The 24,938-nt window shown below is 71.4% G+C and carries 25 protein-coding genes; 12 read left to right on the top strand and 13 right to left on the bottom strand.

The window, feature by feature from the left end:
• The first annotated feature begins 63 nt into the window (after positions 1-63).
• Complete coding sequence (locus AB0I15_RS29620; RefSeq protein ID WP_358102254.1) at positions 64-552, top strand: GntR family transcriptional regulator; 489 nt, start codon at positions 64-66, stop codon at positions 550-552.
• A gap of 10 nt (positions 553-562) precedes the next feature.
• Here the strand turns inward: AB0I15_RS29620 and AB0I15_RS29625 are convergent, their stop codons facing one another.
• The 6 genes from AB0I15_RS29625 to AB0I15_RS29650 all read right to left on the bottom strand — a co-directional run bounded on the left by AB0I15_RS29625 (position 563) and on the right by AB0I15_RS29650 (position 6,669).
• The gene (locus tag AB0I15_RS29625; protein WP_358102256.1) at positions 563-1,381 is read right to left on the bottom strand and encodes a carbohydrate ABC transporter permease; all 819 of its coding nucleotides are present in this window, start codon (positions 1,379-1,381) and stop codon (positions 563-565) included.
• Positions 1,378-2,262 carry a sugar ABC transporter permease gene (locus tag AB0I15_RS29630; RefSeq protein ID WP_358102258.1) on the bottom strand — a complete coding sequence of 295 codons (885 nt, stop codon included), beginning with the start codon at positions 2,260-2,262 and terminating at the stop codon, positions 1,378-1,380. The genes AB0I15_RS29625 and AB0I15_RS29630 overlap by 4 nt, the downstream gene beginning before the upstream one ends.
• The gene (locus AB0I15_RS29635) at positions 2,263-3,513 is read right to left on the bottom strand and encodes an extracellular solute-binding protein (protein WP_358102260.1); all 1,251 of its coding nucleotides are present in this window, start codon (positions 3,511-3,513) and stop codon (positions 2,263-2,265) included.
• 75 nt (positions 3,514-3,588) lie between these two features.
• Complete coding sequence (locus AB0I15_RS29640) at positions 3,589-4,944, bottom strand: cellulose binding domain-containing protein (protein ID WP_358102262.1); 1,356 nt, start codon at positions 4,942-4,944, stop codon at positions 3,589-3,591.
• A gap of 109 nt (positions 4,945-5,053) precedes the next feature.
• Complete coding sequence (locus tag AB0I15_RS29645) at positions 5,054-5,800, bottom strand: SIS domain-containing protein (protein WP_358102264.1); 747 nt, start codon at positions 5,798-5,800, stop codon at positions 5,054-5,056.
• The gene (locus tag AB0I15_RS29650; RefSeq protein ID WP_358102266.1) at positions 5,797-6,669 is read right to left on the bottom strand and encodes a MurR/RpiR family transcriptional regulator; all 873 of its coding nucleotides are present in this window, start codon (positions 6,667-6,669) and stop codon (positions 5,797-5,799) included. Before AB0I15_RS29650 ends, AB0I15_RS29645 begins: the two co-directional genes overlap by 4 nt.
• Before the next feature lie 60 nt (positions 6,670-6,729).
• Here AB0I15_RS29650 and AB0I15_RS29655 point away from each other — a divergent pair, with 60 nt between their 5' ends.
• Positions 6,730-7,677, top strand: a complete 948-nt coding sequence (locus AB0I15_RS29655) for a BadF/BadG/BcrA/BcrD ATPase family protein (RefSeq protein ID WP_358102268.1) — start codon at positions 6,730-6,732, stop codon at positions 7,675-7,677.
• Here AB0I15_RS29655 and AB0I15_RS29660 read toward each other — a convergent pair.
• From AB0I15_RS29660 to AB0I15_RS29670, 3 genes are all read right to left on the bottom strand, one after another.
• On the bottom strand, positions 7,641-8,558 hold the full coding sequence (locus AB0I15_RS29660; protein ID WP_358102270.1) for a hypothetical protein: 918 nt from the start codon (positions 8,556-8,558) through the stop codon (positions 7,641-7,643). The genes AB0I15_RS29655 and AB0I15_RS29660 overlap by 37 nt on opposite strands.
• The gene (locus tag AB0I15_RS29665; protein ID WP_358102272.1) at positions 8,555-9,088 is read right to left on the bottom strand and encodes an RNA polymerase sigma factor; all 534 of its coding nucleotides are present in this window, start codon (positions 9,086-9,088) and stop codon (positions 8,555-8,557) included. Before AB0I15_RS29665 ends, AB0I15_RS29660 begins: the two co-directional genes overlap by 4 nt.
• 88 nt (positions 9,089-9,176) lie before the next feature.
• Positions 9,177-10,247, bottom strand: coding sequence for an acetyl-CoA acetyltransferase (locus tag AB0I15_RS29670; protein ID WP_358102274.1), 1,071 nt, complete (start codon positions 10,245-10,247; stop codon positions 9,177-9,179).
• 285 nt (positions 10,248-10,532) lie between these two features.
• Here AB0I15_RS29670 and AB0I15_RS29675 point away from each other — a divergent pair, with 285 nt between their 5' ends.
• Both AB0I15_RS29675 and AB0I15_RS29680 read left to right on the top strand, forming a co-directional pair.
• Positions 10,533-11,381 (top strand): LysR family transcriptional regulator, encoded by an 849-nt coding sequence (locus tag AB0I15_RS29675; RefSeq protein WP_358102276.1) that lies wholly within the window; start codon positions 10,533-10,535, stop codon positions 11,379-11,381.
• Between the two features lie 15 nt (positions 11,382-11,396).
• A complete protein-coding gene (locus AB0I15_RS29680) occupies positions 11,397-12,017 on the top strand; it encodes a MerR family transcriptional regulator (protein ID WP_358102278.1) in 621 nt (206 codons plus the stop codon).
• Here the strand turns inward: AB0I15_RS29680 and AB0I15_RS29685 are convergent.
• Entirely contained in the window at positions 12,014-12,901 is an 888-nt protein-coding gene (locus AB0I15_RS29685; RefSeq protein ID WP_358102280.1) for a hypothetical protein, read from the bottom strand. The genes AB0I15_RS29680 and AB0I15_RS29685 overlap by 4 nt on opposite strands.
• Before the next feature lie 78 nt (positions 12,902-12,979).
• Between AB0I15_RS29685 and AB0I15_RS29690 the strand changes: the two genes are divergently transcribed.
• A complete protein-coding gene (locus AB0I15_RS29690) occupies positions 12,980-13,381 on the top strand; it encodes a TIGR03668 family PPOX class F420-dependent oxidoreductase (protein WP_358102282.1) in 402 nt (133 codons plus the stop codon).
• A gap of 6 nt (positions 13,382-13,387) precedes the next feature.
• Here the strand turns inward: AB0I15_RS29690 and AB0I15_RS29695 are convergent, their stop codons facing one another.
• A complete protein-coding gene (locus tag AB0I15_RS29695) occupies positions 13,388-14,062 on the bottom strand; it encodes a ThuA domain-containing protein (RefSeq protein ID WP_358102284.1) in 675 nt (224 codons plus the stop codon).
• Positions 14,063-14,100: 38 nt separating this feature from the next.
• Between AB0I15_RS29695 and AB0I15_RS29700 the strand changes: the two genes are divergently transcribed.
• Positions 14,101-15,237 (top strand): RNA polymerase sigma-70 factor, encoded by a 1,137-nt coding sequence (locus AB0I15_RS29700; protein ID WP_358102286.1) that lies wholly within the window; start codon positions 14,101-14,103, stop codon positions 15,235-15,237.
• Between the two features lie 33 nt (positions 15,238-15,270).
• Positions 15,271-16,032 carry an SDR family oxidoreductase gene (locus AB0I15_RS29705; protein ID WP_358102288.1) on the top strand — a complete coding sequence of 254 codons (762 nt, stop codon included), beginning with the start codon at positions 15,271-15,273 and terminating at the stop codon, positions 16,030-16,032.
• Here AB0I15_RS29705 and AB0I15_RS29710 read toward each other — a convergent pair.
• Entirely contained in the window at positions 16,022-16,594 is a 573-nt protein-coding gene (locus AB0I15_RS29710) for a helix-turn-helix domain-containing protein (RefSeq protein ID WP_358102290.1), read from the bottom strand. The genes AB0I15_RS29705 and AB0I15_RS29710 overlap by 11 nt on opposite strands.
• A gap of 81 nt (positions 16,595-16,675) precedes the next feature.
• On the opposite strand from AB0I15_RS29710, the gene AB0I15_RS29715 reads away from it, so the two are divergent.
• The 4 genes from AB0I15_RS29715 to AB0I15_RS29730 all read left to right on the top strand — a co-directional run bounded on the left by AB0I15_RS29715 (position 16,676) and on the right by AB0I15_RS29730 (position 22,504).
• Positions 16,676-18,325 (top strand): FAD-dependent oxidoreductase, encoded by a 1,650-nt coding sequence (locus AB0I15_RS29715; RefSeq protein WP_358102292.1) that lies wholly within the window; start codon positions 16,676-16,678, stop codon positions 18,323-18,325.
• Positions 18,322-19,749: an ATP-binding protein gene (locus AB0I15_RS29720; protein ID WP_358102294.1), complete on the top strand. Its 1,428-nt coding sequence runs from the start codon at positions 18,322-18,324 to the stop codon at positions 19,747-19,749. The genes AB0I15_RS29715 and AB0I15_RS29720 overlap by 4 nt, the downstream gene beginning before the upstream one ends.
• A 65-nt stretch (positions 19,750-19,814) precedes the next feature.
• Entirely contained in the window at positions 19,815-21,359 is a 1,545-nt protein-coding gene (locus AB0I15_RS29725) for an AbgT family transporter (protein WP_358102296.1), read from the top strand.
• Between the two features lie 14 nt (positions 21,360-21,373).
• Positions 21,374-22,504 carry a M20 family metallopeptidase gene (locus AB0I15_RS29730; RefSeq protein WP_358102297.1) on the top strand — a complete coding sequence of 377 codons (1,131 nt, stop codon included), beginning with the start codon at positions 21,374-21,376 and terminating at the stop codon, positions 22,502-22,504.
• Between the two features lie 115 nt (positions 22,505-22,619).
• On the opposite strand, the gene AB0I15_RS29735 is transcribed toward AB0I15_RS29730, so the two are convergent.
• The gene (locus tag AB0I15_RS29735) at positions 22,620-23,642 is read right to left on the bottom strand and encodes an ROK family transcriptional regulator (RefSeq protein WP_358102299.1); all 1,023 of its coding nucleotides are present in this window, start codon (positions 23,640-23,642) and stop codon (positions 22,620-22,622) included.
• A 72-nt stretch (positions 23,643-23,714) separates the two neighbouring features.
• On the opposite strand from AB0I15_RS29735, the gene AB0I15_RS29740 reads away from it, so the two are divergent.
• Entirely contained in the window at positions 23,715-24,893 is a 1,179-nt protein-coding gene (locus tag AB0I15_RS29740; protein WP_358102301.1) for an MFS transporter, read from the top strand.
• The last annotated feature ends 45 nt before the right edge of the window (positions 24,894-24,938 follow it).

A 24,938-nucleotide genomic window follows, 5' to 3' on the forward strand; every position in this document is an offset into this window, starting at 1 on the left:
CGACCCACCAACTTTTACCATCAATCATCTAGCCACTCGTATCCAGACGTCTAAGGTATGAGCATGCTCGACCGTGATGGGCCCGTGCCGCTCTACGTCCAGGTCGCCGAGGTGATCGAGGGGCGGATCGCCGGTGGGAGGTTGCGCACCGGGGAGCCCGTGCCGAGTGAGGCGGCCCTGGAGGCGGAGTTCGGCATCGCGCGGAGCACGGCGCGCAACGTGGCCAGGGAGTTGCGCCGGCGTCGGCTCGTCCACACCGTGCAGGGTGAGGGGACGTTCGTCGGGCCGCTCGGGGTGCCGCGGCTGAAGCCGACGCGGGCGCTCTACGTGCTGATCGCCGAGGACATCGTCGCCCGGGTCAGGCGGGGCGAACTCCGCCCGAACCGGGCGATGCCGAGCGAGCAGACGTTGATGCGGCACTACGGCGTCGCCAAGGTCACGGCGCGGCAGGCCGTCTCGCGGCTGCGGGAGCACGGGTGGGTGGTCACGGTGCCGCACCGCGGCACCTGCATCGCCGACCCGGCGGAGTGGCCGCCCGAGCGGCCCGGCTGAGTGGGGGCGGTTATCCCTTCACCGCGCCCGCCGTCATCCCCGTGCCGACGCGGCGCTGCAGGAACAGGAACAGCAGCAGCGGCGGCAGCGCGAACAGGCTGGCGGCGGCCATCGTGGCGCCCCAGTCCGTGCCGAAGACGTCTCTGAACGACGACAGCCAGACCGGCAGCGTGCGCTTGTCCTGGTCCTTGATGATCAGCACGTTCACGAACGCGAACTCGTTCCAGGCCGTGATGAAGCCGAACAGCGAGGTGGCCATGAGCCCGGGAGCGAGCAGAGGGAAGACCACCCGCCGGAAGGCCACCATCCGGCTGCAGCCGTCCACCTGCGCCGCCTCCTCCAACTCCAGGGGGATGGCGGCGAGGAAGCCACGCAGCGTCACGATCGTGAACGGCAGCGTGATCATGAAGTAGACGCCGGTCAGCATGGCCAGCGAGTCCAGCAGGTCCGTGTCGCGGGCGATGATGAACACCGGCACCAGCAGCGCCTCCCACGGCGCCATCTGGGCCGCGAACACCGCCACCACGAACGGCCCCCGGCCCCGCCAGCGCATCCTGGCCACCGCGAACGCCGCCAGCAGCGCCACCACCAGCGCGATCAGCACCGCCGCCACCGTCACCAGCAGGCTGTTGCGCCAGTAGGTCCAAAAGCCCGGCGCGGCGATGGCGGTGGCGAAGTGGTCGAGGGTGGGGTGGGCGGGCCAGAACGTCGGGGTGGCCGCCTGGATGTCCCTGGTGGGCTTGAAGGCGGTCAGGAACATCCAGTACACCGGGAAGATCATCACGACGAGTACGGCGACCGCCGCCGCGTTGAGCACGAACCGCTTCATGAGCGCACCATTCGACGCAGGTTGCTGACCAGGGCGACGGCGAGGAGCACGACCGTGAGCATGGCCACCGCCGAGCCCAGGTCGTAGCGGTGCAGCACTCGGGCGATCTTGAACGCGTACACGGGCAGGGTGGTGGTGGCGCCGTCGGGGCCGCCCTGGCTGAGCACCCAGATCTGCGGAAAGCACTTGGCGACCCAGATCACCTCGAGCGAGGTCACCAGCGCGAACAGGTGCCTGAGCATGGGGAAGGTGATCTTCCAGAACACCTGCCGGCCGGTGCCGCCGTCGATCCTGGCCGACTCGTACAGCTCCGCCGGGATCGTGGTCAGCCCGGCGTAGAGGGTGAGCGCGGCGAACGGGACCGACTGCCACACGACCAGGACCACGAGGACGGCGAACGTGGCCGTGCCGTTCGCGAACCAGGTGTAGCCCTGGAAGGAGTCGAGGCCGAGCGTGACCAGCAGCCAGTTGACCACGCCCAGCTCCGACTGGAACAGCCACTGGAAGATCGTGGTGGCCGCGATGATCGGCGTGGCCCAGGCCAGGGCCAGGGCGCTCATCAGGGCCAGGCGCAGGCCGCGGCGCAGGCGCGGGAGCATGAGGGCCACGCCGGTGGACAGGACCACGATGAGCACGACGTTGGTCGCGGTCCACACGAGCGTGCGCAGCAGCACCTGCCAGAACTCGGCGCCGGTCAGGAGCTCCGCGTAGTTCTCCAGGCCGGCGAACGCCGCGCCGCCCCTGATCAGCTCGCCCATGCGGAAGTGCTGGAACGAGATCACCGCCGCCTTGAGCAGCGGATAGAGCAGGAGGAAGGCCCCGCCCGCCACCGTGGGCGCGATGAGCAGGTAGGGCCAGGGCGAGCGGGTCCTGGTCCGCATTCAGGAGCCGCTGTTCAGGGTCGTGGTGATCGTCTCGGAGACCTTCTTCGCCTCCGCCGCCGGGTCGGCGCCGGTGAGGACGGCGGTCATGTACTGCTTGACCACCGAGGTGGCCTCCACAGCGGCCCAGTTCGGGGTGTTGGGGGTGGCCCGGCCGTTGGCGGCCCCCTTCGCCATGGCGGCGGTGCCCTCGTCGCCGGACAGGACGCCGGCCAGCGACGTACGGTTCGGCACGAAGCTCATGGCCTTGGCCAGCTCGGTCTGGAACTGCTCGCCCGCCAACGCCTTGACCAGCTCGTACGCCTCCCCCTGCCGCTGTGAGGCGGCCGGGATGATGAGGTCGGAGCCGCCGGTGAAGACGGCGCCCGGCTTGTCGGCCGTCTTGCCCGGGATGGGGAAGAAGCCCAGCTTGTCCTTCAGCCCGGCGTCCACCTCCAGGACGCGGGCGGCGATGCCGGGCACGGCGATGATCTGGGCGACCTTGCCCTGAGCGAACACCTCGTGCTGGGGCGGGTTGGCCTCGTCGGCGTCCTTGGGGCCCTTGCCGAGGGCCTGCAGGCGCTTGTAGTAGTCCATGCCGGCCAGCGCCTGGGGTGTGTCGAGGGCGCCCTTCCACTTGCCGGCCTCCTGGACGGCCAGGTCGCCGCCCTCGTCCCAGACGAAGCCGGCCAGGGCGTACCAGGTCTGGCCGGTGAGGTAGATGCCCTGGTTGCCGTTCTTGTTGAGCTTGGCCGTCAGGTCCAGCCACTCGTCGCGGGTCTTCGGCGCTTCCTTGACGCCGGCCGCCGCGAACAGGTCCTTGTTGTAGACGACCACGCGGTTGGCGGCGTACCAGGGGATGCCGTACTGCTTGCCGTCGATGTTGCCGGGCTGGGCCAGGCCGGGCAGCCAGTCCTCGCCCTTGAGGTCGGCGATCTTGGCGGTCAGGTCGGTGACGCCGCCGCTGGCCGAGTACTGGGCGACCTGGGTGTTGCCCACCTCGATCACGTCGGGGGCGTCGGTGCTGGCCAGGGCGGCGGTGACGCGTTCGCCGATGCCGTCCCACGCCTGGATCTGGATGTCGAGGTCGATGCCTTGGTGGGCGGCCTCGTAGCCGGTCTCGAACTTCTTGAGCAGGTCCTGGGTGACGCTGCCGTCCATGATCCAGACGGTGAGCTTCGCCGGCGCTGCGGCCTGGGGGGTCTCCTGGGCGGTCGTGCCGCACGCGCCGAGCGCGAACACGGCCGCCAGGGCAAGGATGCGGTCCTTCATGGCGATCCTTCTGAATGGGGGGTGCCCACGCCCGCCGGGACGGCGGGCGCGGGGTCTACTCGCTGATTGGTGCGATCACGGGGTGGGGACGGTGTCCTTGAAGGCGGTGCCGGCGGCGCGCAGGGAGGCGACGCGGCTCAGCACGTCGGCGGGCGGGACGGCCTCGCCCTTGCTGTAGTAGACGTAGTCGACCTGCTGCCGGTACGTCCGCGTCCCGGTCGCCCCCTGAAGATCGATGAACCACTGGTTGAACATGATCCACATCGGGGTCTCGGGGTAGTAGATGTCGCCGTGGTCGGCGAACAGGCGGCCGTCCACGTAGTACTTCATCCGGCCACCCGTGACCTGGATGACGAGGTCGTGCCAGCCGGCGAAGCTGGTGCGCTCCTCGCTGTGGGTGTTGACCGCCTGCCAGGGCTCGGCCTGGTAGGTCTCCCAGCTCGTGGCGTACAGGATGTTGGCGGGCTCGCCCCAGCCGCCGTTCGGCAGGTACTCGAAGTCCAGTTCGCCGTAGTCGGGGTCGAGGTTGTAGCGCAGCGGGGTGATGGTGAAGAACGTCTGCACCACGTGCTCGCCGTCGGGGCCGCTGGTGGGGGCGTCGGTGAAGCGGACGCGGGCGGCGTACGTGCCCTCGTGGAACTTGCGGCTCGCGGTGGACAGCTCGGTCTGCACGGTGCCGGCGGCGGTGCCGTTGGTGGAGGAGTCGAGCGTCAGCAGGCCGCCGGGGAACGACACGCCCGAGGGCGACCAGGTGGCGCCGGGCACGCCGGGGCCTCCCGAGCTGGAGCGGACGGTCCAGCCGCGCTGGGCGAGGAGCGGGTCACCCGATCCCGAGTAGGTGAAGTCGTCGAACAGCACCGCCGTGCCCGGCGGGACGGTCGGGGTGACGGTCGGTGTCGGCTCGGGCTCGCTGCCCGTCGGCTTACCCCATGCGAGGGCGCCGTTGACGTAGACGGTGATCTTGTCCCAGTTGGCGTAGGCGGTCTGGGAGCCGTAGGAGTAGTCGTCGCTCTGGGTGAAGTTCTGCCAGTCGGCCCGGTAGAAGCGGAGCTGCAGGTCGCTGGTGTTCTGGCCGGGGGCCAGGCTGCCCGAGGTGAAGCCCACCTCCAGGTACTGGCCGCTGCCCTCCTGACGGACGAACTGCCCGGTGACCGTCGAGCAGCCCACCACCGCCCAGGAGCAGGCGAAGCGATAGGTCTCGGTGCCCGTCAGGTAATAGCGGATCTTGACCTGGTTGAGCGGGATCGTGGTGGTGCCGTCGTTGAACAGGCGGAGCCAGGGCTCGGCCTGGGCGGTGGTCGCGCCGGGGGCGCTGGTCCGGTACTGGAGGCGGACGGCCTGGGCGGCGTTGGCCGGAACGACGAGAGCGACGACGGTCAGCGCGGCGGTGATGGCTAAGGAGAGAAGGACTTTTCTGAAATTTCGTGACATGGGCGAGGTTCTCCTTGCTGTTGTGCGGCCCCCGAATGTCGTGCATGCCAAGGTTTCGGGCACGCCAGAGATCGCGTGCATGCCGAAGAGAGGTCCTGGCGCGGAGAGGTCAGGCGCCGCGGCGGATGCGGCCCGCGTACAGGGCCTCCAGGCGGAGGTTGTGCGCGTCGCCCTCGGGGACGTTGGCCGACAGGTAGACCGGCGGCACTTCGCCGGCTTCGAGCAGGTTGCGGACGGTCTGGGTCACGACGAGCTGGGCCAGCAGCGCGGAGGTGATGGTGGAGACGGCCCCCACCGCGCCTCCATCGGGCAGGGGCAGGACGGCGTCGCCGTACGGCGCGTTGTTGTCGAGGACGACGTCGGCCAGGTCGGTGAGCTTGCGGCCCGAGGGATGACGGGACGCGACGGCTTCACCGTGGGCGCGCGAGGTGATCGCGATCAGGTCGTGACCGCGCTCCTTGACGAGGGCGGCGAGCTCGACGACCACGCCGTTCACGCCCGAGTTGGAGATGATGACGAACAGGTCGTGCGGCTGGACGGGGGCGAGGTCGAGGATGGTCCGGGCGATGGCGGGGTCGCGTTCGAGGTCGTAGCGGTCGAGCTCGGAGGCGGGGGCGTCGCCGTAGCGGACGATGTCCCGCAGGGCGAGGCGGTTGGTGGGGACGAGGCCGCCGGCGCGGCCGGCGATCTCCATGGCGACGGCCTCGGAATGGCCCGAGCCGAACGCCTGGATGACACCGCCCGCGGTCAGCGCCTTGGTGAAGAGGTCGGCGGCCCGGGGGATCTCCGGGTCGCCCGGGATCGTCTGGACGAGATGCGCGATCTGTTCGGCGAATCGTTCCCGGCTTATGGTCATAGATCTCCTTCTTCCGGCAGGCGGTGTCCGGCGACGGCGTGGACGGTGACGTCGAACGCCTGCTTCGTGCGCTCGTAGGTGCGCTGGGCGACGGACACGTAGACGACGTCGAGCACCAGCAGTTGGGAGTGGATCGCGGCGAACCCCTCGGACCTGAAACTCGTCGCCCGGCTGGCCGTGGTCAGCACCAGCTCGGCCACCTCGGCCAGCGGCGAGCGCGGCTGCGAGGTGACGGCCACGGTGATCGCGCCATGGCTGCCCGCCTCCGCGAGCACCTCGATCACCTCGCGCGTCCTGCCGCTGTGCGAGATACCGATCGCCACGTCGCCCTGGCCGAGCAGAGCGGCGTCCGTCAGCGCGCTGTGGGCGTCGGACCTGCTCCAGGTCGGCACCCTCATGCGCTGCAGCCGATATTCCATCTCGCTGGCCACCGCCGCGCTGCTCGACACCCCGAACAGCAGCACCCGCCCCGCCCTGGCCACGGCCTGCGCGACCTTCTCGACCACGGCCAGGTCGAGCTGGTCGCGGGTCTCCTGGATCAGGCGGATGTCGTTGCCGGACACGACGCCCAGCACGCGTTCGAGGCTGTCGTCGGGCAGGATCTCCTGCCCGATGTCGGTCTCCCAGGTCTGCTGCGCCACCCGGCCGCCCTCGGTCGCGATGGCGACGCGCAGTTCGGCGTAGCCGGCGAAGCCGAGCGCGCGGCAGAAGCGGGTGATGGTGGCCGTGGACGTGCCGCTCCGCTCGGCCAGATCCACGATCGTCAGCCTGGCGGCCTCGGCCGGGCTGCCGAGGATGGCGTCGGCCACCTTGCGCAGGGCGTCGGGCATGTCGTGCCGCTCGGCTCTGATGCGGCTGAGTAGTTCCACGCGGTGATAATTATGCTCAGCATCTGGTGCCGTCAAGCTCTCTGGGCAATAATTTTTGACATGGAGCTGGTTCTGGGCGTCGACGCGGGCGGCACGTCGTCACGCGCCGCGCTCTTCACCCTGGAGGGCGACCTGGTGCGGCGCGGCCACGCGGGCGGCGCCAACCCTGGCGCGCTGGGCCTGGAACGGGCCGCCGCCCACCTGGCCACCGCCGTCGGCGCCGCGCTCGCGGAAGTCGCCCTGCCGCAGGTCAGAGCGATCGTGGTGGGGCTGGCGGGCAGCCCCGAGCTGTGCGCGGAGCTGGCCGGGCGCGTCTTCGGGGCTCGGCCCGTCCGGACGGTGGGCGACGTCGTGACCGCGTTCGCGGCGGGCACGGCGTCCCCGTCCGGAACGGTGCTCATCTCGGGGACGGGCGCCATCGCGGCAAAAATTACCGGCCACGAGCCGACGGCCACCGCCGACGGGTACGGCTGGCAGCTCGGCGACGAGGGCTCGGCCTTCTGGCTCGGCCGCGCCGCCGCCCGCGCCACCATCCGCGCGCTCGACGCGAAGACCGACGGCGCGCTCGCGGGGCTGGTGGTCCGGCGGTTGCTGCCCGAGGGGGCGGGTGACGATCCGGTCGCGCGGCTGGCGGCGGCGGTGCAGGCCCGGCCGCCGCTGGCGCTGGCCGAGCTGGCTCCGCTGGTGAGCCGGGCGGCGCGCGACGGCGATCCGGTGGCCAGGGCGATCGTCGCGCAGGCCGCCGAGCGGCTCGCGCGCACCGCCCGCGCGGTGCACGAACCCGGCCTGCCGACCGTGCTGGCCGGCAGCGTGCTCACGGCGGAAGGCCCCGTACGTGACGCCGTACAGGGCCTGGTCGAGGGTGCGTCGGTGGCGGGTGACGCGGCGGGCGCGGCGGCCTGGCTGGCCGCGCGCCCGCTCCTGGGCGCGAGCGGGTCAGAGACCCGCCACGCCCGCTTCGTCCGGCCCGCTCACGAAGAGAGGTCGGCCGGCCTGTCCCCGCCGTAAACGGGGTTCTTCGGCAGGCGTTCCTTGGTCACCATCAGCCGCAGGACGCCGGCCTGCTCCGACTGCACCTCCCAGACGATCCAGTCGTCCCCGACGTCGGCCGACTGCTTGTCCCGCTCCACGCCGTACCCGTCGTAACCCGGCGCCGGGGTGATGACCTCGAAGACCGCCTTCAGCCCGCGCCTACGCGCCTCCGCGAGCACCTCTCCCACCGTCTTCTCGTCGGCGCGGAAGCCTTCGAGCATCTCTCCCTTCGTCATGGCCGAACGCGCGTTCTGGTACTTCTCCCCCGGCTGGGCCGCGCGCCCCACGCGGATCACGGCGTGCGCGTCGTAGTCGTGCTCCACGGTGATCGTCATCGCGCAACCCTCCTGACCGAGCTCGCAACCCGCCGGCTCGGTGCCGCTGCCGATCGTGCGGCCCTCGGTCCCGGGCTTGGCGGCGGACCCGAAGGAGCCGCTCATGCCGGTGATCTCGCCCACCTGGGTCGGCGAGGCGGGCACCGGTTCCAGCCGCACGTCCAGGCCCACGGCCTGGAAGCCCTTCGTGTACTCGGCGTACTCGGCCAGCGGGTCCTTGATGACGGCCACGTAGACGTCGCCGCGCAGCCGGATGTCGATGGCGGAGCTGGCGTAGGAGGTGGCGGGGCCGCGCTCGCCCAGGACGGCGGGGCCGATCACAGCCGCCGCCGCGAGCCCGGCCACGGCGACCGCGCTCACCAGCACACGGCGCGGACGGCTCCAGGCCGGGCGCTTGGGCGCGTCCGCCGGGCCGGGCTCCTCGGCGGTGATCGAGGAGAGCAGCGCCCGCGCCCCCGCGCCGGACGCCCGCCCGGCCAGGTCCTCGTCGCTCACCCTTGCCAGGTGCTTCAACCGGTTCATGCGGACTCCATGACGAGGTGGTTGGCGGAGATGCCGGCCCCGGCCAGCGCTTTGGACATGCGCTTGCGCGCGCGGTGGAGCCGGATGCGTACGGCGTTGCGGGAGCAGCCCAGGACCTTGGCGATCTCCCCGTTGTCCAGCCCCTCCCAGGCGACCAGGGAGATCAGCTCCCGGTCGTCGTCGGGCAACCGCCGGAACGCGCGCCCGATCTCGCCCAGCAGGACGCCGCTCTCCGGCGAGGAGGTGTACAGGTCGGCCAGGTCGGTGTCGAGCTCCACGCTCCTGTGGCGGTGCCTGGCCACCCCGCGCCGGTGGTTGGCCAGCACGTTCCTGGCCACGCCGTACAGCCAGAGCCTGGCCTCGCCGCCGTCCGGCAGGGCGTCGAAGCGGCGCCAGGCGATGGCGTACGTCTCGGCCACCACGTCGGCCGCGTCGTGCGGCGAGTCGCAGCGGCGGGTCGCGTAGCCGAGGATCTGCTCGTACGTCTGCCGGTAAACGGCCTCGAACCGGTTCTTCCGGTCGTCATCCACAGGTGATCCCCATGGTCGGCCTCCTCAGGTCTCGGGGTCGGAACACCCCGTACATGTCGAGGCCGCCGTCAGCATTTCACCTGATTTTTCACGACGTGAGCAGAGCCGCGCTCCCGTAACTCCCGCCGAACCCCGTCACCAGCGCCACCTCACGCCCCGCCCGCAACTCCCGTACGGCCTGGGCCACGTTGTTCAGCCCGTGCACGTAGCCCTCCGAGAGCAGGCCGCCGTGCGGGTTGACCCAGGCGTGGCGGCGCTCCAGCAGGTACGCCCCCATCTCCCCCCGCTCGGCCAGCCCGAAGTCCTCCAGTTGCCGGGGCACGAGCCACGAGTACGCGTCGTACGGCAGCGCCACGTCCACATCCGACGGCCGCATGCCGCCCGCCTCCCACAGCATGGGCGCCACGTACGCCGAGAAGATCGCCGTGACGTCCGGCGCGCGGTCCATCGACGAGCAGCCCGGCCCTCCCCCGCGCACCACCGCCCGCACGCGCGGCCCGTCGAGCACGCCGCTGACCAGCAGGGCGCAGGCTCCGTCGGTCTCCTGGCAGCAGTCCACGGTGCGCAGCGGGGTGCAGACGTAGGGCCTGGACAGGTAGTCGTCGAGCCCGAGCGGCTCGCGGCGCTGCGCCCGGGGGTTGGCCTTGGCGTTCTCCCTGGACTGGGCGACGACGGCGTGCAGGTGCTCGGCGGTGAGCCCGGTGTCGTGCAGATAGCGGGTGGCGGCCAGGGCGAACATCGGGATCGGCCCCGCCATCCCGTACGTGAACCGCTCCTGCGGCCCGGTGGAGACGGTGTTCATGCGCTTCCCGGACCGCCCGTTCAGCGCCCGGAATATCAGGATGTTCCGCGCCAGGCCGGCATGGACGAGCATGGCCGCGTCCCCCAGGATCGACGCCGCCTGCGTCCCCCCGCCCGCGATGTCGTTGTGCCACCCGAGCCGCTCGATCCCCAGCGCGCGGGCGACCCGCACGACGGGCGCCGAGTCGTTCAGGTGGTAGCTGAGCACCGCGTCCACGTCGCGCGGGACGATCCCCGCGTCCGCGCACGCCGCCCGGCACGCCTCGACCGCCAGCTCCAGCTCGGTACGACCGGACATCCTGCTCAGCGCCGTCATCCCGATCCCGGCCACGGCCGCCCGCCCCGCGAACGGCTGCATGCCTCGCCCTCCTCCCGCTCGCCTCGCCCCATGATTTCAGGCAAGCGCTTGCTCGGGAAGATCCAGGGATTCCGGACGCCCGCAATCACCCTGTTTTCCGTCCCCAGACCGTCACGACACCGCCGCCGAACCCGCCGGCCACCCCACCCGACCAGCTATTTTTGGCGGTTTGAACAGATATGTCACTTCTTGCTGGTGACTGGACCTCTTCACGAAAGCTGTCCGCTCTTGTAATACGGAGGTGCGATCAACCGATAGCCCATCATCATCACGCCGAGGTGAGCGATGGATTTACGCTACGTCCGGTACGCCATGGCGATCGCACGCGCCGGCAGCCTCCGCAGGGCCGCCACCGCACTGCACATCGCACAGCCCACGCTGTCGGAGCAGCTTCGGGCCCTGGAGAAGGAGATCGGGGTCGAACTGTTCAGCCGATCGTCGAGCGGCGTGCAGCTCACCGAGGCGGGCGAGGCGTTCCTGGCCCAGGCCACGGTCGCGGTCGACGCCTTCGAGCGCGCCGTGGTGGCCGCCAGGAGCACGGGACAGACCGCGCGCGTGGGCGTGGCCGACGGGCTGGCCGACGTGGCCGCCCGCCTGCTCGCCCAGCTCCAGACCGCCCGCCTGCGGGTGGCCCCGATGGGCACGGCGGAGCAGATCGTCTCCATCGCGGACGGCACATTGCAGGCCGGGCTCGGCTACGCGCCCGGCTCCCTGCCCAGGGGCGTGGCCCGCATGCTCATCCACCGCTTCCCGGTCCGCGCCCTGCTGCACCGCGAGCACCACCTGGCCTCGTCCGAGGCGCTGTCGCTGTCGGACCTGGCGAGCGAGCCGCTGGTGATGCCGGAGTCCGACGCGGTGGCCGGGGCCCGGCGTTTCCTCGAGGGCTTCGTCCGCCACCGCCTCCACCCCCGGCTCGGCCCGGCAGCGACCACCCACGACCTGGCCATCAACCTGGTCGAGGAGGGCGCCGGCTACACCCTGTGCGTGCACGAGGGCACGACCGTTCCGGACGCTCTATGCTTCATCCCCATAAAGGAGGAAGTGCCCCCGCTGGAGGTGGTCTTCCTCTGGAATCGCCAGGCTGACGTGCAGGAACTCGTGAGCGCGGCCCGCCATCTGGCACGGTCTGGATAGCGCTATTATCCAACGATGCGCATTTCGGAACTCAGCGCCAAGTCCGGCGTCGCCCTCCCGACGATCAAGTACTACCTGCGTGAGGGCCTGCTCCACTCGGGTGAGCAGACGGCCGCGACCAGGGCCGAGTACGACGAGTCCCACCTGCGCCGGCTCCGCCTGGTCCGGGCCCTGCTCGAGGTGGGCCGGCTCTCGGTCGCCTCGATCAAGAAGGTCATCGCCGCCGTCGAGGACGAGTCGCTGCCCACGCACCAGATGCTCGGCATCGCCCACTACGCCCTGAGCCCGGCCGTCGAGCCCGAGCCCGGCGAGGAGTGGCGACGCGCCCGCGCCCAGGTGGACGACCTCGTCGCCGGCCTGGGCTGGGACGTCCAACCGGACGCCCCCACTCGGGACGAGCTGACCCAGACCCTCGTCAGGATGCACCAGCTCGGCCTGCCGATCGACCTGGCGCCGTACGCGGAGGCGGCGCGGAAACTGGTGGCGGAGGTGGAGATGGACACCATCCCGTTCCAGGGCCCGCGTGACGCCGCCGTGGAGGCGCTGGTGCTCGGCACGGTCCTGTACGGCAGGGCGCTCGACACCCTGCGCCGCATGGCCCAGGAGTCGGAGTCGGCCCACCGCCTGACCCCCTAGATCACGCCGTTGGCCCGCAGGATCCTGAGGCTCGCGACGGTGATGGCCCCGCGCCATTCGAGCGCCCCGGCCGGGGAGATCCGCGCGTAGTCCACGGTCCAGCCGCCGTCGTCCCGCTGCTCGCCCGCCAGCCGTACCAGGTCGGCGGCGATCACGTCGGGCTCGAACAGGTCGCGGACCGGCCGGCCGGGGTCTGGCGCGAAGTCCAGGGGCCGCAGCGCCTCGTTCTCGGTGCCGCCCTCGACGCGCACCCGCCCGTCCGCGGGGATGTGGCCGCCGAGCCGCTTGAGCAGGTCGGCCGCGCGGGGCTGGGTGTCGTAGACGGAGTCGAGGAAACGCACCGCGAACAGCAGCACGTACGCGTGCGGCGCCTCCTCCAGCCCCGCGATCGTGTCGAGGCAGTAGCGTGTGGCCTTGGCCAGCCACGGGTGCGCGGCCACCGCCGGGTCGTGGACGGCCACGCGGTGGGCGACGGCCGCCGAGATGGCGGTGATCTGCAGGGACGATGAGGTCGCGTCGCCCCCCGACCACCAGGGCGCGGTGGCCTCGGAGACGGTGAGGGGCAGCGAGAACGGCAGCCCGCCGTCGGGCAGGGTGACCGAGTCCAGCCAGTCGCACAGCGCCGCGGCCTGCGGCGCGGTGACGGGGGCGACCTCCTCGAACACCTCGAACGCGTGCAGCGCCGCGCCGGGCTGGCTCTCCGGCGAGCGCAGGTCGGCCTCCAGGCCCCAGCCGTAGCCGCCGTCGGCGTTGCGATAGGCGTCCAGGGCCGCCAGCACGCCGGCCGCGTCACCCTCTCCCATCAGCAGGTCGTGACGACGGCGGTCCAGGACGCGCGCATGCCCGGCCAGGAAACCGGGGATCACGGAAAGATTCACGTTCATGTACGTCATCGTGCCCAGACCACCGCCGTCCGGTCTTGTAGGTTCCGGACACGGTCCCTTACCTGGAGGAGATCACCGATGATCAGGACCAGGTTCGGCGAGCGGCGGGTCGCCCGGCTGGCCACGGTGCGGGCCGACGGGACGCCGCGCCTGGTGCCCGTCACGTTCGCCGTGCTCGGCGAACGCGTGGTGACGGCCGTCGACCACAAGCCCAAGACGACCACCGACCTCGGACGGCTGCGCGACATCCGGCACCACCCGGCGGTCAGCCTGCTGGCCGACCACTACGAGGACGACTGGACGCGGCTGTGGTGGATCCGTGCCGACGGGCAGGCGTCGGTCATGGAGGACGGGCCGGACCGCGAGGCGGCGCTCGACGCGCTGGCGGCCAAATATCCGCAGTACCGGGAGCGCCGCCCCGCCGGACCCGTGATCGTCGTCGAGGTGGACAGGTGGTCGGAGTGGTCGGCCACTCCCTGACCGGCTCTACTCCCTGATCGTGACCGGCCGCTTCAGCAGCCACAGCGCGGCCCGCCGCAGCAGCGTCCGGTGGATCTCGTTGTCGTACGACCTCGTGTCGTGCCCCAGCGCGTCGTAGAACACCCGGCCCCGCCGCACCGGCCGCGCCCAGATGAGCGGCTGGCCGTTCGACGACGCCAGCGGCTCGACGTCGGGCAGCACGTCGAGGTCGCTGTAGACCTCGTCGACCACGTCGAAGTCGCGCAGGCCCTCCACCACCGGATGTGTCCCGTGCACCCGCACGCCCGTCCAGCCCAGCGGCGGATGGTGGGAGTTGGGCCAGGTCCAGCAGCCGCCCAGGACGCGCGGCCAGCCCTGCCAGTCGTCGAAGCAGATCGAGGCCGAGTGCATGCACAGCAGCCCGCCGCCCCGGTCGAGGTGGTCGAGGATGGTCGTGCGGGCCTGCGCGGGTAAGCCGAAGCGCCACTCGTCACGCAGGTCGGCGAAGCGATCCTGGCCCATCTGCCAGCGCAGTGCGTTGACGGTGATGAGCTGGACCTCCGACGGCTCGCTCAGCGCGCCCGCGATGTCCTCGGTGATCTCCGACTCGACGCCCACTTCGGCCAGCACTTCCGCGAGTGCGGCCGACGTGGCGGCGAAGTCGTGGAACAGGCCTCCTGACAGGATCAAATTTCTCGCCACTTGCCAAGCTCATCACGGTTATCGCGGCATTTCCACCCGTGGGCCGTCACATCCGGCCCGGCTGTCCCGTCCTGCGGACCGAGGCCACCCGGAACCTCGTCGAGGCGGCCCCCGGCGCCCGGTTCATCGCCCAGGGCCTGGCCTACGCCTACGCGCCCGGCCTCGCCGGCGAGGAGGCGCCACCGTGGCAGGAGACGCACCCGCAGTACGGTGGTGGGCGACGGGGGCTCGGTGATGTCGTTCACCGACTCGCACGACGCGCCGATCAGGCTCGGCGAGTGGCGGCCCCGGTACGGCTCCTTCTTCGGCGGCCGGGCATGATGCCGACCGTGGAGTTCGAGGAGCACCGTCCGATGCTGCTGGGGCTGGCCTACCGCCTGCTCGGCAGCATGTGGGACGCGGAAGACGTCGTACAGGAGGCCTGGCTGCGCTGGGAGGGCATCGACCGGAGCGAGATCAGGGAGCCGCGGGCGTTCCTGGTCACCGTGGTCTCGCGGCTGGCGCTCGACCAGTTGCGCTCCGCGCGGGTCAAGCGGGAGGCGTACACGGGGCCGTGGCTGCCGGAGCCGGTGCTGACCTCGGAGGCGGGGCCGCTCGACACGGCCGAGTTGCGGGACACGGTCGCCTACGCGACCCTGCACCTGATGGAGCGGCTCTCGCCGCCGGAGCGGGCGGTGTTCGTGCTGCGTGAGGCGTTCGAGTTGCCGTACGACGAGATCGCGGCGATCGTCGGCTCCTCCGTGGCCAACGCCCGGCAGATGCACCACCGGGCCTCCACACGGCTGGCCGCGGGACGCGACCGGTTCCAGCCCTCGTCGGAGGAGCACGCCAAGCTGCTGACAAAGTTCATCGACGCGGCGGCGGGCGGCGACCTGGCCGCGCTCACCGAGCTCTTCCACGAGGACGTCGTGTCGTACAACGACGGTGGCGGCAAGGTACGGTCGGCGCTGCGGCCCATCTTCGGGCAGCGCAAGGTGGTGTCGTTCATCAACGGCCTGCTGAGCCGCTACGACTTCAGCGACTCCGGGCTCATCGACGTCAACGGCCTGCCGGCGATCAAGACGCGGGTCGCCGGGCATCTCCAGCTCGTCATGATCGACGTCCAGGACGGCCGCATCAAGGAGATCTACACCGTGATCAATCCCGACAAGCTCGCACGCGTGCGTCCGGCCTGAGTTCGCCGCGGCGAACAATCTATAGTCGCCCCTATGGATCTCGGCATCTCGGGCAAGGTCGCCCTCGTCACCGGAGGCAGCGCGGGCATCGGCCTCGCCGCGGCCAAGAGCCTCGCGCGGGAGGGCTGCGACGTCTGCGTCGTCGCCCGCGACCCGGAGAAACTCGCGGACGCGGTGGTGGAGCTGCAGGAGTTCGGCAAGGTGGTGCACGCCGTGCTGGCCGACGTGGAGGACCAGGCCGCCGCCCGCCGGATGGTCGAGGAGACGCGCGACGTGCTGGGCCCGATCGACATCCTGGTGGCCAACTCGGGCGGGCCGCCGGCCGGCCGGTTCGACGAGGTCGGGCTGGCCGAGTGGGAGATCGCCATCCAGCGCAACCTGCTGGGCACCGTACGGCTGATCCACGCCGTGCTGCCCGAGATGCGCTCGCGCGGCTGGGGCCGGATCGTCACCGTCACCAGCAGGTCGGCCAGGGAGGCCCTCGACGGCCTGGCACTGTCGAACGCCACCCGCCCGGCCGTGGCCGGCGTCGTGCGCACGCTGGCCCGCGAGGTCGGCGCCGACGGCGTGCGGATCAACAACGTGATGCCGGGCCCGATCGAGACCGACCGGCTGCGCGAGCTGTCGGGCGGCGACGAGGCGCTGAGCCTGCGCGGCGAGCAGGTGCCGGTGGGCCGCATCGGGCGGCCCGAGGAGGTGGGGGACGTGGTGGCGTTCCTGGCCAGTGAGCGGGCCTCGTTCGTGAACGGGATCTCGATGCTGGTCGACGGCGGGGAGAGCCGCGTCATTTCCTGATCAGCGTGCTCACGGCCGCGGCCGCCCAGCTCTCGTCGGCGTCGGGCAGGTCGACGAAGCACGACAGGTGCGCCCGCTGGAAGCAGGCGCCCATGAGCAGGGTGGCGGCGGCGTCGGCGTCGATCGCGGGGTCGAGCCGGCCGCCCTGCTGCTCGGCCCGCAGGATCTCGGCCAGCATCCGGATCGGCACGTGCGGGCCGGTGTGGTCTTTGGCCAGCATGTCCCTGAACCCGGCCAGGAGCGGCGGGTCGCCCAGCAGGCCGCCGGCGATGGCCGCGCCCCGGGTGTAGAAGCTCAGGGCCGCCAGCGCGAACTCGGTCAGCCCGGCGGCCACGTCGCCCTGCCCGACGCCCTGCCGCAGGCGGGTCAGCGCGGGGCCGAGCGCGGGCAGCCGCTCGAGCAGGACCGCGAGCAGGAGCGCCTCTTTGCCGGCGAAGTGCTTGTAGAGCAGCGCCTCCGAGCAACCGGCCCGCCCGGCGATCCGCTTGGTGGTGGCGCCCGCGATGCCGAACTCGTGAATCGCCTGCTCGGCGGCGTCGATGATGCGATCACGGGTGCTCATCCGCCCATGATATGAGGGTGTTCCCGCCAGGAATTCAGCACATGACATGCTTCCCTTAGGGACCATTGAAAGGGCGTAGGGATGGATAAGCCGGTCATCGTGACGGTGGACGACGATCCGGGCGTGTCGCGGGCGGTCGCCCGTGACCTCAGGCGCCGCTATGGCCAGGAATATCGGATCGTCCGTGCGGAGGCCGCCGCCGACGGCATCGAGGCGGTCAAGGAGATGCGGCTGCGGGGTGACGAGGTGGCGGCGATCCTGGCCGACTACCGGATGCCGCAGATGAACGGGGTGCAGTTCCTCGAGGCCGCCATGGACATGTATCCGTACGCCCGCCGGGTGCTGCTGACCGCCTACGCCGACACCGACGCGGCGATCCAGGCCATCAACGTGGTGGATCTCGACCACTATCTGCTCAAGCCGTGGGATCCGCCGGAGGAGAAGTTCTACCCGGTGATCGACGGGCAGCTCGACGCCTGGTTGCGGACCGACCGGATCGAGCGGTCCGAGCTGCGGGTGGTGGGCGACCGGTGGTCGGCGCAGTCGTACCGGGTGCGGGACTTCCTGGCGCGTAACCACGTGCCGTACCAGTGGATGCTGGCGGAGGATCCCGACGGCGCGCAGCTCGTCAAGGCGGCCGGTGAGGGATGCCATCTGCCGCTGGTGGTGACCGCCGACGGCACCACGCTGGAGTCGCCCGACCAGGCGGCGCTGGCCACGGTGGTCGGCCTGTCCACGACCCCGGCCACCGACTTCTACGACCTCATCGTGGTGGGCGGCGGTCCCGCCGGGCTCGGCGCGGCCGTCTACGGCGCGTCCGAGGGGCTCAACACCGTGCTGGTCGAGAAATACTCCTCGGGCGGGCAGGCGGGCCAGAGCTCCCGGATCGAGAACTACCTGGGCTTCCCCGACGGCGTCTCCGGCCAGCAACTCGCCGACCGCGCGCGGCGGCAGGCGCTGAAGTTCGGGGCCGAGCTGCTGTCCGCGCGCGTGGTGACCGCGCTGGAGCCGCGCGGGCAGGCGCGCGTGGTCGGGTTCGCGGACGGCGGGGAGATCGCGGCGCACGCGGTGATCCTGGCGACCGGCGTCACCTACCGCCGGCTGGACGCGCCGGGGCTGGACGAGTTCGTCGGCCGGGGCGTCTTCTACGGCGCCGCGCTCACCGAGGCGCCCGCCTGCCGCGACACCGAGGTGTACATCGTGGGCGCGGCCAACTCCGCGGGCCAGGCCGCCGTCTACCTGTCGGGATTCGCGAGCAAGGTCCATTTGTTGGTGAGGAGTGATGGTTTGGAGAAGTCCATGTCTCACTACCTCATCGAGCAGATCGCCGCGATCCCCAACATCGAGGTGCACCTGGCGACCCGGGTCGCCGGGGGCGACGGCGACGGGCACCTGGAGCGGCTGACGCTGTCGACCAAGGGCGAGGAGCGCACGGTCGACGCGCAGTGGTTGTTCGTGTTCATCGGGGCCGAGCCGTACACCTCCTGGCTGGGCGAGACGGTCGAGCGGGACTCACGGGGTTTCGTGCTCACCGGGCCCGACCTGGTGCAGGGCGGGCGGCGGCCGCGTAACTGGCCGCTGCGGCGCGAGCCGTACTACCTGGAGACCAACGTGCCCGGGGTGCTGGCCGCGGGCGACGTACGCGCCGAATCGATCAAGAGGGTGGCCTCCGCCGTCGGCGAGGGCGCGATGGCCGTCGCGCTCGTGCACCGCTACTTGGAGAAGCAATGACCGACACCATGAGCATCGACATCGACCAACTGCGCAAGCTCTTCCTCTTCGAGCGGCTGACCGACGAGCAGCTCACCAAGCTGGCCAACAGCGGCCGGGTGCAGACCTACGCCCAGGACGAGGACGTCCTGCGGCAGGGCGAGCCGGCCGAGTGCTTCGCGGTGCTGATCGAGGGCGAGATGCAGATGATCAGCGAGACGGTCAGCGCCGGGACCGTCGCGATGCCCCGCACCTCGCAGCCCGGCGTCTACGGCGGCGCCACCAGCGCCTACCTGGGCGAGCGGGCGCCGTCGACCTACCAGCACACGCTGCGGGCCACCGCGCCGTCGCGCATCTTCATGCTGCCGGCCAAGAAGTTCGCCTACATCGTGGCCGAGTGGTTCCCGATGGCGATGCACCTGCTCGACGGGCTGTTGTCCGGCGGGCGCATGCAGCGGGAGATCATCGACCGGCGGCAGCGGCTGACCGCGCTCGGCACGATCACGGCCGGGCTCACGCACGAGCTGAACAACCCGGCCGCGGCTGCCGTGCGGGCGGTGAGCGAGCTGCGTTCGCTGATCAAGACCTCCCGCATCCAGCTCGCGCAGCTCGCCGAGGACGGCATCCCGCCGGAGAAGCTGCGCACGCTGATCGAGGCGCAGGAGGCGTGCACGAACAACCTGGGCACCCAGCCGCAGCGCTCGCCGCTGGAGATCTCCGACGCCGAGGACGAGCTCGGCGAGGCGCTGGAAGAGCTGGGCGTGCACGACGCGTGGGAGCTGGCCCCCGCGCTCGTCAACGCCGGGTTCAACAACGAATACCTGCAGAAGATCCGCAGCAAGGTCGGCGAGGAGCACACCCCGGCCGCGCTGCACTGGCTGGCCGAGGCCATCGAGATCTCGCAGATGCTCAATGAGGTCACCGAGGCGACCGAGCGCATCACCACGCTGATCCGCTCGGCCAAGCAGTACTCCCAGATGGACCGGGCGCCGTTCCAGCAGGTGGACGTGCACGACCTGCTGGACAGCACGGTCGCGATCTTCCGCGGGAAGATCCCGCCGGGCATCAGCGTGGTCACCGACTACGACCGCACGCTGCCGCTCATCCCCTGCTACGCGGGCGAGCTCAACCAGGTGTGGACGAACCTGATCCACAACGCGCTCGACGCGATGGGCGAGGAGGGCACGCTGACGATCCGCACCGCGCACGACGAGGACGAGGCCATCGTCGAGATCGGCGACACCGGCCCCGGCGTGCCCGACGCGATCAAGGACCGCATCTTCGAGCCGTTCTTCACCACGAAGAGCGTGGGTCAGGGCACCGGGCTCGGGCTCGACATCTCCTACCGGATCGTGGCCGGACGGCACGGCGGGGAGATCAAGGTGCGCTCGGTGCCGGGTGAGACCTGGTTCGAGGTACGCCTGCCGCTGCGCGAGCCCGCCTGACTTGTCAGATCGCTTCCTGACCGCATGTAATGGGTGACCGAAATTGCGGTAAAGGAGGCAGGCCGGTGAGCACGTCCACGTCCGTGACGGGTTCGCGTGCGCTCAGCGCGCTGCTCCGAGTGCTCGGCGGCATCGAACGGCTGGGCAACCGGCTGCCGCACCCGTTCTGGCTGTTCGTCATCCTGAGCGCGCTGCTGGCGCTGGCGAGCTGGGGGCTGGCGGCGGCCGGGGTGTCGGCGGTGAACCCCGCGACGGGCAAGACCGTCACGGCCCAGAACCTGCTGTCCGCCGACGGCGTGCGGATGATGGTCGGCGACGCGATCAAGAACTACGCCTCGTTCCCGCCGCTCGGCACGATCCTCGTCGTCATGCTCGGCGTCGCGGTGGCCGAGCGCTCGGGGCTGCTGGCCGCGGTGCTGCGCGCCGGGGTGTCGAGGGTGTCGCCGAAGTGGGTGACGTTCGCGCTGGCGTTCACCGGGATGGTCGCGCACGTGGCCTCCGACGCGGCGTACGTGGTGCTCATCCCGCTCGGCGCGCTGGCCTTCCGCGCGGTGGGCCGCAGCCCGATCCTCGGCATCGTGGTGGCGTTCGTGTCGATCTCCGCCGGATACGACGCCAGCCCCCTCGTCACCCCGGTCGACGCCATCCTGTCCGGCATGACCACGGCCGCCGCGCACACGATCGACCCCTCCTACGTCGTCACGCCGCTGGCCAACTACTACTTCTCGCTGGCCTCGTCCCTGGTGCTGGCCGGCGCGATCACCGTGGTCACCGAGCGACTGCTGGCGCGCCGGGTCGAGTCGATCCCCGTCGACCCCGACGCCGACGAGGACGACCTCGGCTCGCTCACGCTCACCCCCGAGGAGCGCCGCGGCCTGCGGGCCGCCCTGATCACCCTCGTGGTGTTCCTGGCCGCCATGGTGGCCGCCGTGCTGCCGGCGGGCTCCCCGCTGCGCGGCGAGGGCGGCAGCATCGTGCAGTCGCCGCTGCTCACCTCGATCGCGGTCTTCCTCGGGCTCGCCTTCCTGGCCGTCGGCTGGGCGTACGGCAAGGCCGCCGGCACGGTCACGAGCAGCGCGGACATCCCCGCGTTCATGGTGCACGGGATCCGCGAGATGGCGCCGATCCTCGTGCTGTTCTTCGCGATCTCGCAGTTCCTGGCCTACTTCAAGTGGACCGGCATCGGCGAGATCATCGCCATCGACGGGGCCGGCCTGCTGAAGACGGCCGGGGTGAGCGGGCCCGTGGTGTTCCTGGGCATCCTGGTCGTGGTCACCGTCATCAACCTGATGGTCACCAGCGGGTCGGCACAGTGGGCGCTGGTCGGGCCGGTGTTCGTGCCGATGCTGATGCTGCTGGACATCCCGCCCGAGTACACCCAGGCGCTCTACCGCATCGCCGACTCCTGCACCAACGCGATCACGCCGATGAGCCCGTACTTCGTGATGGCGCTCGGCTTCCTCCAGCGTTACCGGCGCTCGGCCGGGATCGGGACGCTGGCCTCGATGACGATCCCGCTCGCGTTCACCCTGCTCGTCGTCTGGACACTGCTGTTCTTCGTGTTCTGGTGGCTCGGCATCCCGCTCGGCCCCGGAGCGCCCGTTCCGTAGAAAGGACCCTCGTCTTGATCATCGACTGGACCCGGCTGGCCCTCCCGGCCATGCTCGCCGACCTCAAGGCCGTGGTGGAGCTGGAGACCCACAGCTACGACAAGGCCATGCTGGTCAAGGGGCTGCGCGAGATCCGCGCCCGGGCCGTGGCGCTGCTCGGCACGCCGGACGACGAGGTCCTGCACGAAGGCGGGCGGCACGGCGACATCCTGGAGCTGACCTATCAGGGCACCGCCCCCGGGACCGTGCTCATGCTCAGCCACTACGACACGGTCTGGCCGACGGGGACGCTGGCCGGGTGGCCGTTCGCGGTGGTGGAGGGCAAGGCCACGGGGCCGGGCGTGTTCGACATGAAGACGGGGCTCGTCCAGTCGATCTGGGCGCTGCGCGGCCTGCGCGAGCTGGGGCTGCCGCACCCGAGTGTGCGGTTCCTGTTCAACGGGGACGAGGAGATCGGCAGCCCGGCCTCGCGCGAGCACATCGAGGCGGCCTGCTCGGACGCGCTCGCGACCCTCGTGTTCGAGGCGTCGCTGGACGGGGCGCTCAAGACGGCGCGCAAGGGCGTGGGGCTGTTCAACGTGAGCGTGACGGGGATCGAGGCGCACGCGGGGCTGGATCCGTACGCGGGGGCGAGCGCGATCCACGCCCTGGCCGAGATCGTCACGACCCTGGCGCGGTCCGGCTCACGCGAGCGCGGCACCACCGTGAACGTCGGCCTGATCAGCGGCGGCACCGGGCGGAACGTGGCGGCCGGGCACGCCACGTGCGGGATCGACGTGCGGGTGACGGATCCGGCGGAGATGGGACGCATCGACGACGTCTTCGCCGAACTGCGGGCCTCGGATCCGCGCGTCTCGATCTCCGCGACCGGCGAGTGGAACCGGCCTCCCATGTCGCCGAACCCCGCGTCGCAGCGGCTGTTCAAGGAGGCTCAGGAGGTGGCGGCCGGGTTCGGGTGGCTGCTGGACGAGGCGGCCGTCGGCGGGGCCAGCGACGGGAACTTCGTCTCGGCGCTGGGACGGGCGGTGCTGGACGGGATGGGGGCGGTGGGGGATGGGGCGCATGCGCGGCACGAGCACGTCCTGATCGACCACATCCCCGAACGTACGGCCCTGACGATCGGCCTCCTCACCGCCTTCACCTGACCCCCGGCCTCCCCACGACCCTCCGCTGGACCGTCACCCCCTCACGGCCCGCCATCTGACCCCCGACCGTGGCGGCCTTGCCGTCCTCCATGGGAAGAGGTCGCCGAGAGCGCTCTCAGCCTGAGCCGTAGACGTGGTCCCGGGCCAGGTCGAGGGCGGTCAGGACGGCGCCCTGGAGGACCGCGTTGCCCGTCACCGTGCTGGCCCGGACCTCGGTGGGCGCCGGCCCCAGCTCCCGCAGGCGCGCGCCCACCAGCGCGGCGAGCTCGTCGCCGCCCTCGTGGCCCGTCGTGCCGCCGAGCACCACGAGCCCGGGATCCAGGAGGGTGACGAAGGCGAAGGCGCCGGCGGCGAGGCGGGCGGCCAGCTCCGTACGCTCGAGGGAGCCCGCGACGCTGAGGGTCACCAGATCGCAGAACGCCGCGCCCCCCACCTCCAGGAAGCCGATCTCACCCGCGCCGCCCGAGGCCCCCCGCCGTAGCCGCCCTCCCAGGACCACCGCCGCGCCCACGCCGTCGCCCACCCACATCAGCACGAAGTCCTCGCTCCCCTGTGCGGCCCCGGTGCGGAGCTCGGCGATGGCGGCCAGGTTCACCTCGTTCTCGAGGATCACCGGCATGCCGAGCCGCCGTCGCCACGCGCCCACCTGGCCCGGCCGCCACCCCGGCACGTCGTTGGCCGACACCAGCTCCCCGTCACTCGGCGCCACCAGCCCGGGCGCGCCGACCACGACCGTGTCGAGCACCCGCTCCCCCGCCGCCTCGGCGATCGCGCCTTCCACCAGGTCCACCAGGTCACCCCGGACCTCCCGGGTGACCGAGCCGACGACCTGGCCCGTGATGTCCGCGATCGTGACGCTGACGATCTCCCTGCGCAGGTCGACACCCGCCACGTGAGCCCGGTCCGCGACCAGCCCGTACAGCCGTGCGTTGGGCCCCCGCCGCGCCTCCCCGGACTCCCCCGTGGCCTCGACCAACCCGCCCTCCATGAGCCGCTCGACCAGGTCGGACACGGTCGGCCGGGACAGCCCCGTGAGCTCGCGTAGCTGCGGGGCGGTCAGCGGGCCTCGCTCGAGCAGCAGGTCCAGCGCCAGCCGGTCGTTGATGACACGGGCCATGGACGGGGTCGCGGTCTTCACGCCCCCATATTAAGCAGGGAACCTGCCTAAAAGCTCTTTTCATCAGGAAGCCTGCCTGATAGTTTCCGGCACATGAGCCATCATCGCGCCATAGCGGCCATCTTCGCCGTGCACGGGGCGGTCGCGGGCAGCCTGTCCACGCGCATCCCCTGGATCCAGGACCGGCTGGACCTCGACCCCCGCATCCTCGGCCTCGCGCTGCTGTGCCCGCCGATCGGCGCGTTCATCGGCATGCCCATGGCCGGCCGCCTGGCCCACCGCTTCGGCGGCCGCCGGGTCACCCGCGTCCTGATCGCGCTGTGGTGCTCCGGCCTGGCCCTGCCCGCGCTCGCACCTTCGCCGGTCGGGCTGTTCGCCGCGTTCCTGCTGTTCGGGGCCGCCGCGGGCATGTCCGACGTCACGATGAACGCCCACGCCGTCGTCCTCGAACGACACCTCGGCCGCTCGATCATGTCCGGCCTGCACGGCATGTGGGCGGTGGGCAGCCTGACCGCCGCCGGCATCGGCGTCCTGGCCGCGCAGTCCGGGCTCGACGCCCGCGTCCACCTCGGGACGATGTCGGCCGTCCTGCTCCTGCTCGGCCTGCTCGCCGGACGCGGCCTGCTCACCGACCACACACCCGCCGACGCCCCGGCACCCCGGCGCTTCGCACTGCCGGGACGCGGCATCGCCCTCATCGGCGTGGTGGGCTTCTGCGCCACGTTCGCCGAGGGCGCCAGCGCGAACTGGTCGGCCCTCTACATCACCGAGGTCACCGACGCCGGCCCCGGGGTGGGCGCCGCCGGCTACACGGTCTTCATGCTCTTCATGGCGGGCACACGGCTGCTCGGAGACCGCGTCATCCGGCTCCTCGGACCGGTGGCGACGGTCCGTACGAGCGGCGCGGTCGCGGCCGTCGGCGGCCTGATCGTCGTCCTGGCCCGCACCCCCGCCCTCGCCATCGCCGGATTCGCCCTGGTCGGGCTGGGCGTGGCGGTGATCGTGCCCCTGGCGATCGCGGCAGCGGGCAACCGGGGGGCGACGCCGGGCGAGGGGGTGGCGGGCGTGGCCACGATCACGTACCTGTCGGGCCTCGTCGCCCCGGCGGTGACGGGGTGGGTGGCGGGCGGCCTGTCCTACCCCGCGGCCTTCGCCGTCATCACCGCCGTGGTCGTCCTCCTGACCCTCCTCGCCCCGGCCCTGCGCCCCTCGGCCGGCACGTCGGCCCTCACCCCCGAGAAGCAGGGCAGCTTCGCCGGAACGCAGGATTGATTCGGGCCGCCTCCCGGACCGACCGTGCGCCGACGACCATTTCCA

It is taken from the genome of Nonomuraea sp. NPDC050643 (assembly GCF_040654715.1).
Taxonomy (GTDB): domain Bacteria; phylum Actinomycetota; class Actinomycetes; order Streptosporangiales; family Streptosporangiaceae; genus Nonomuraea.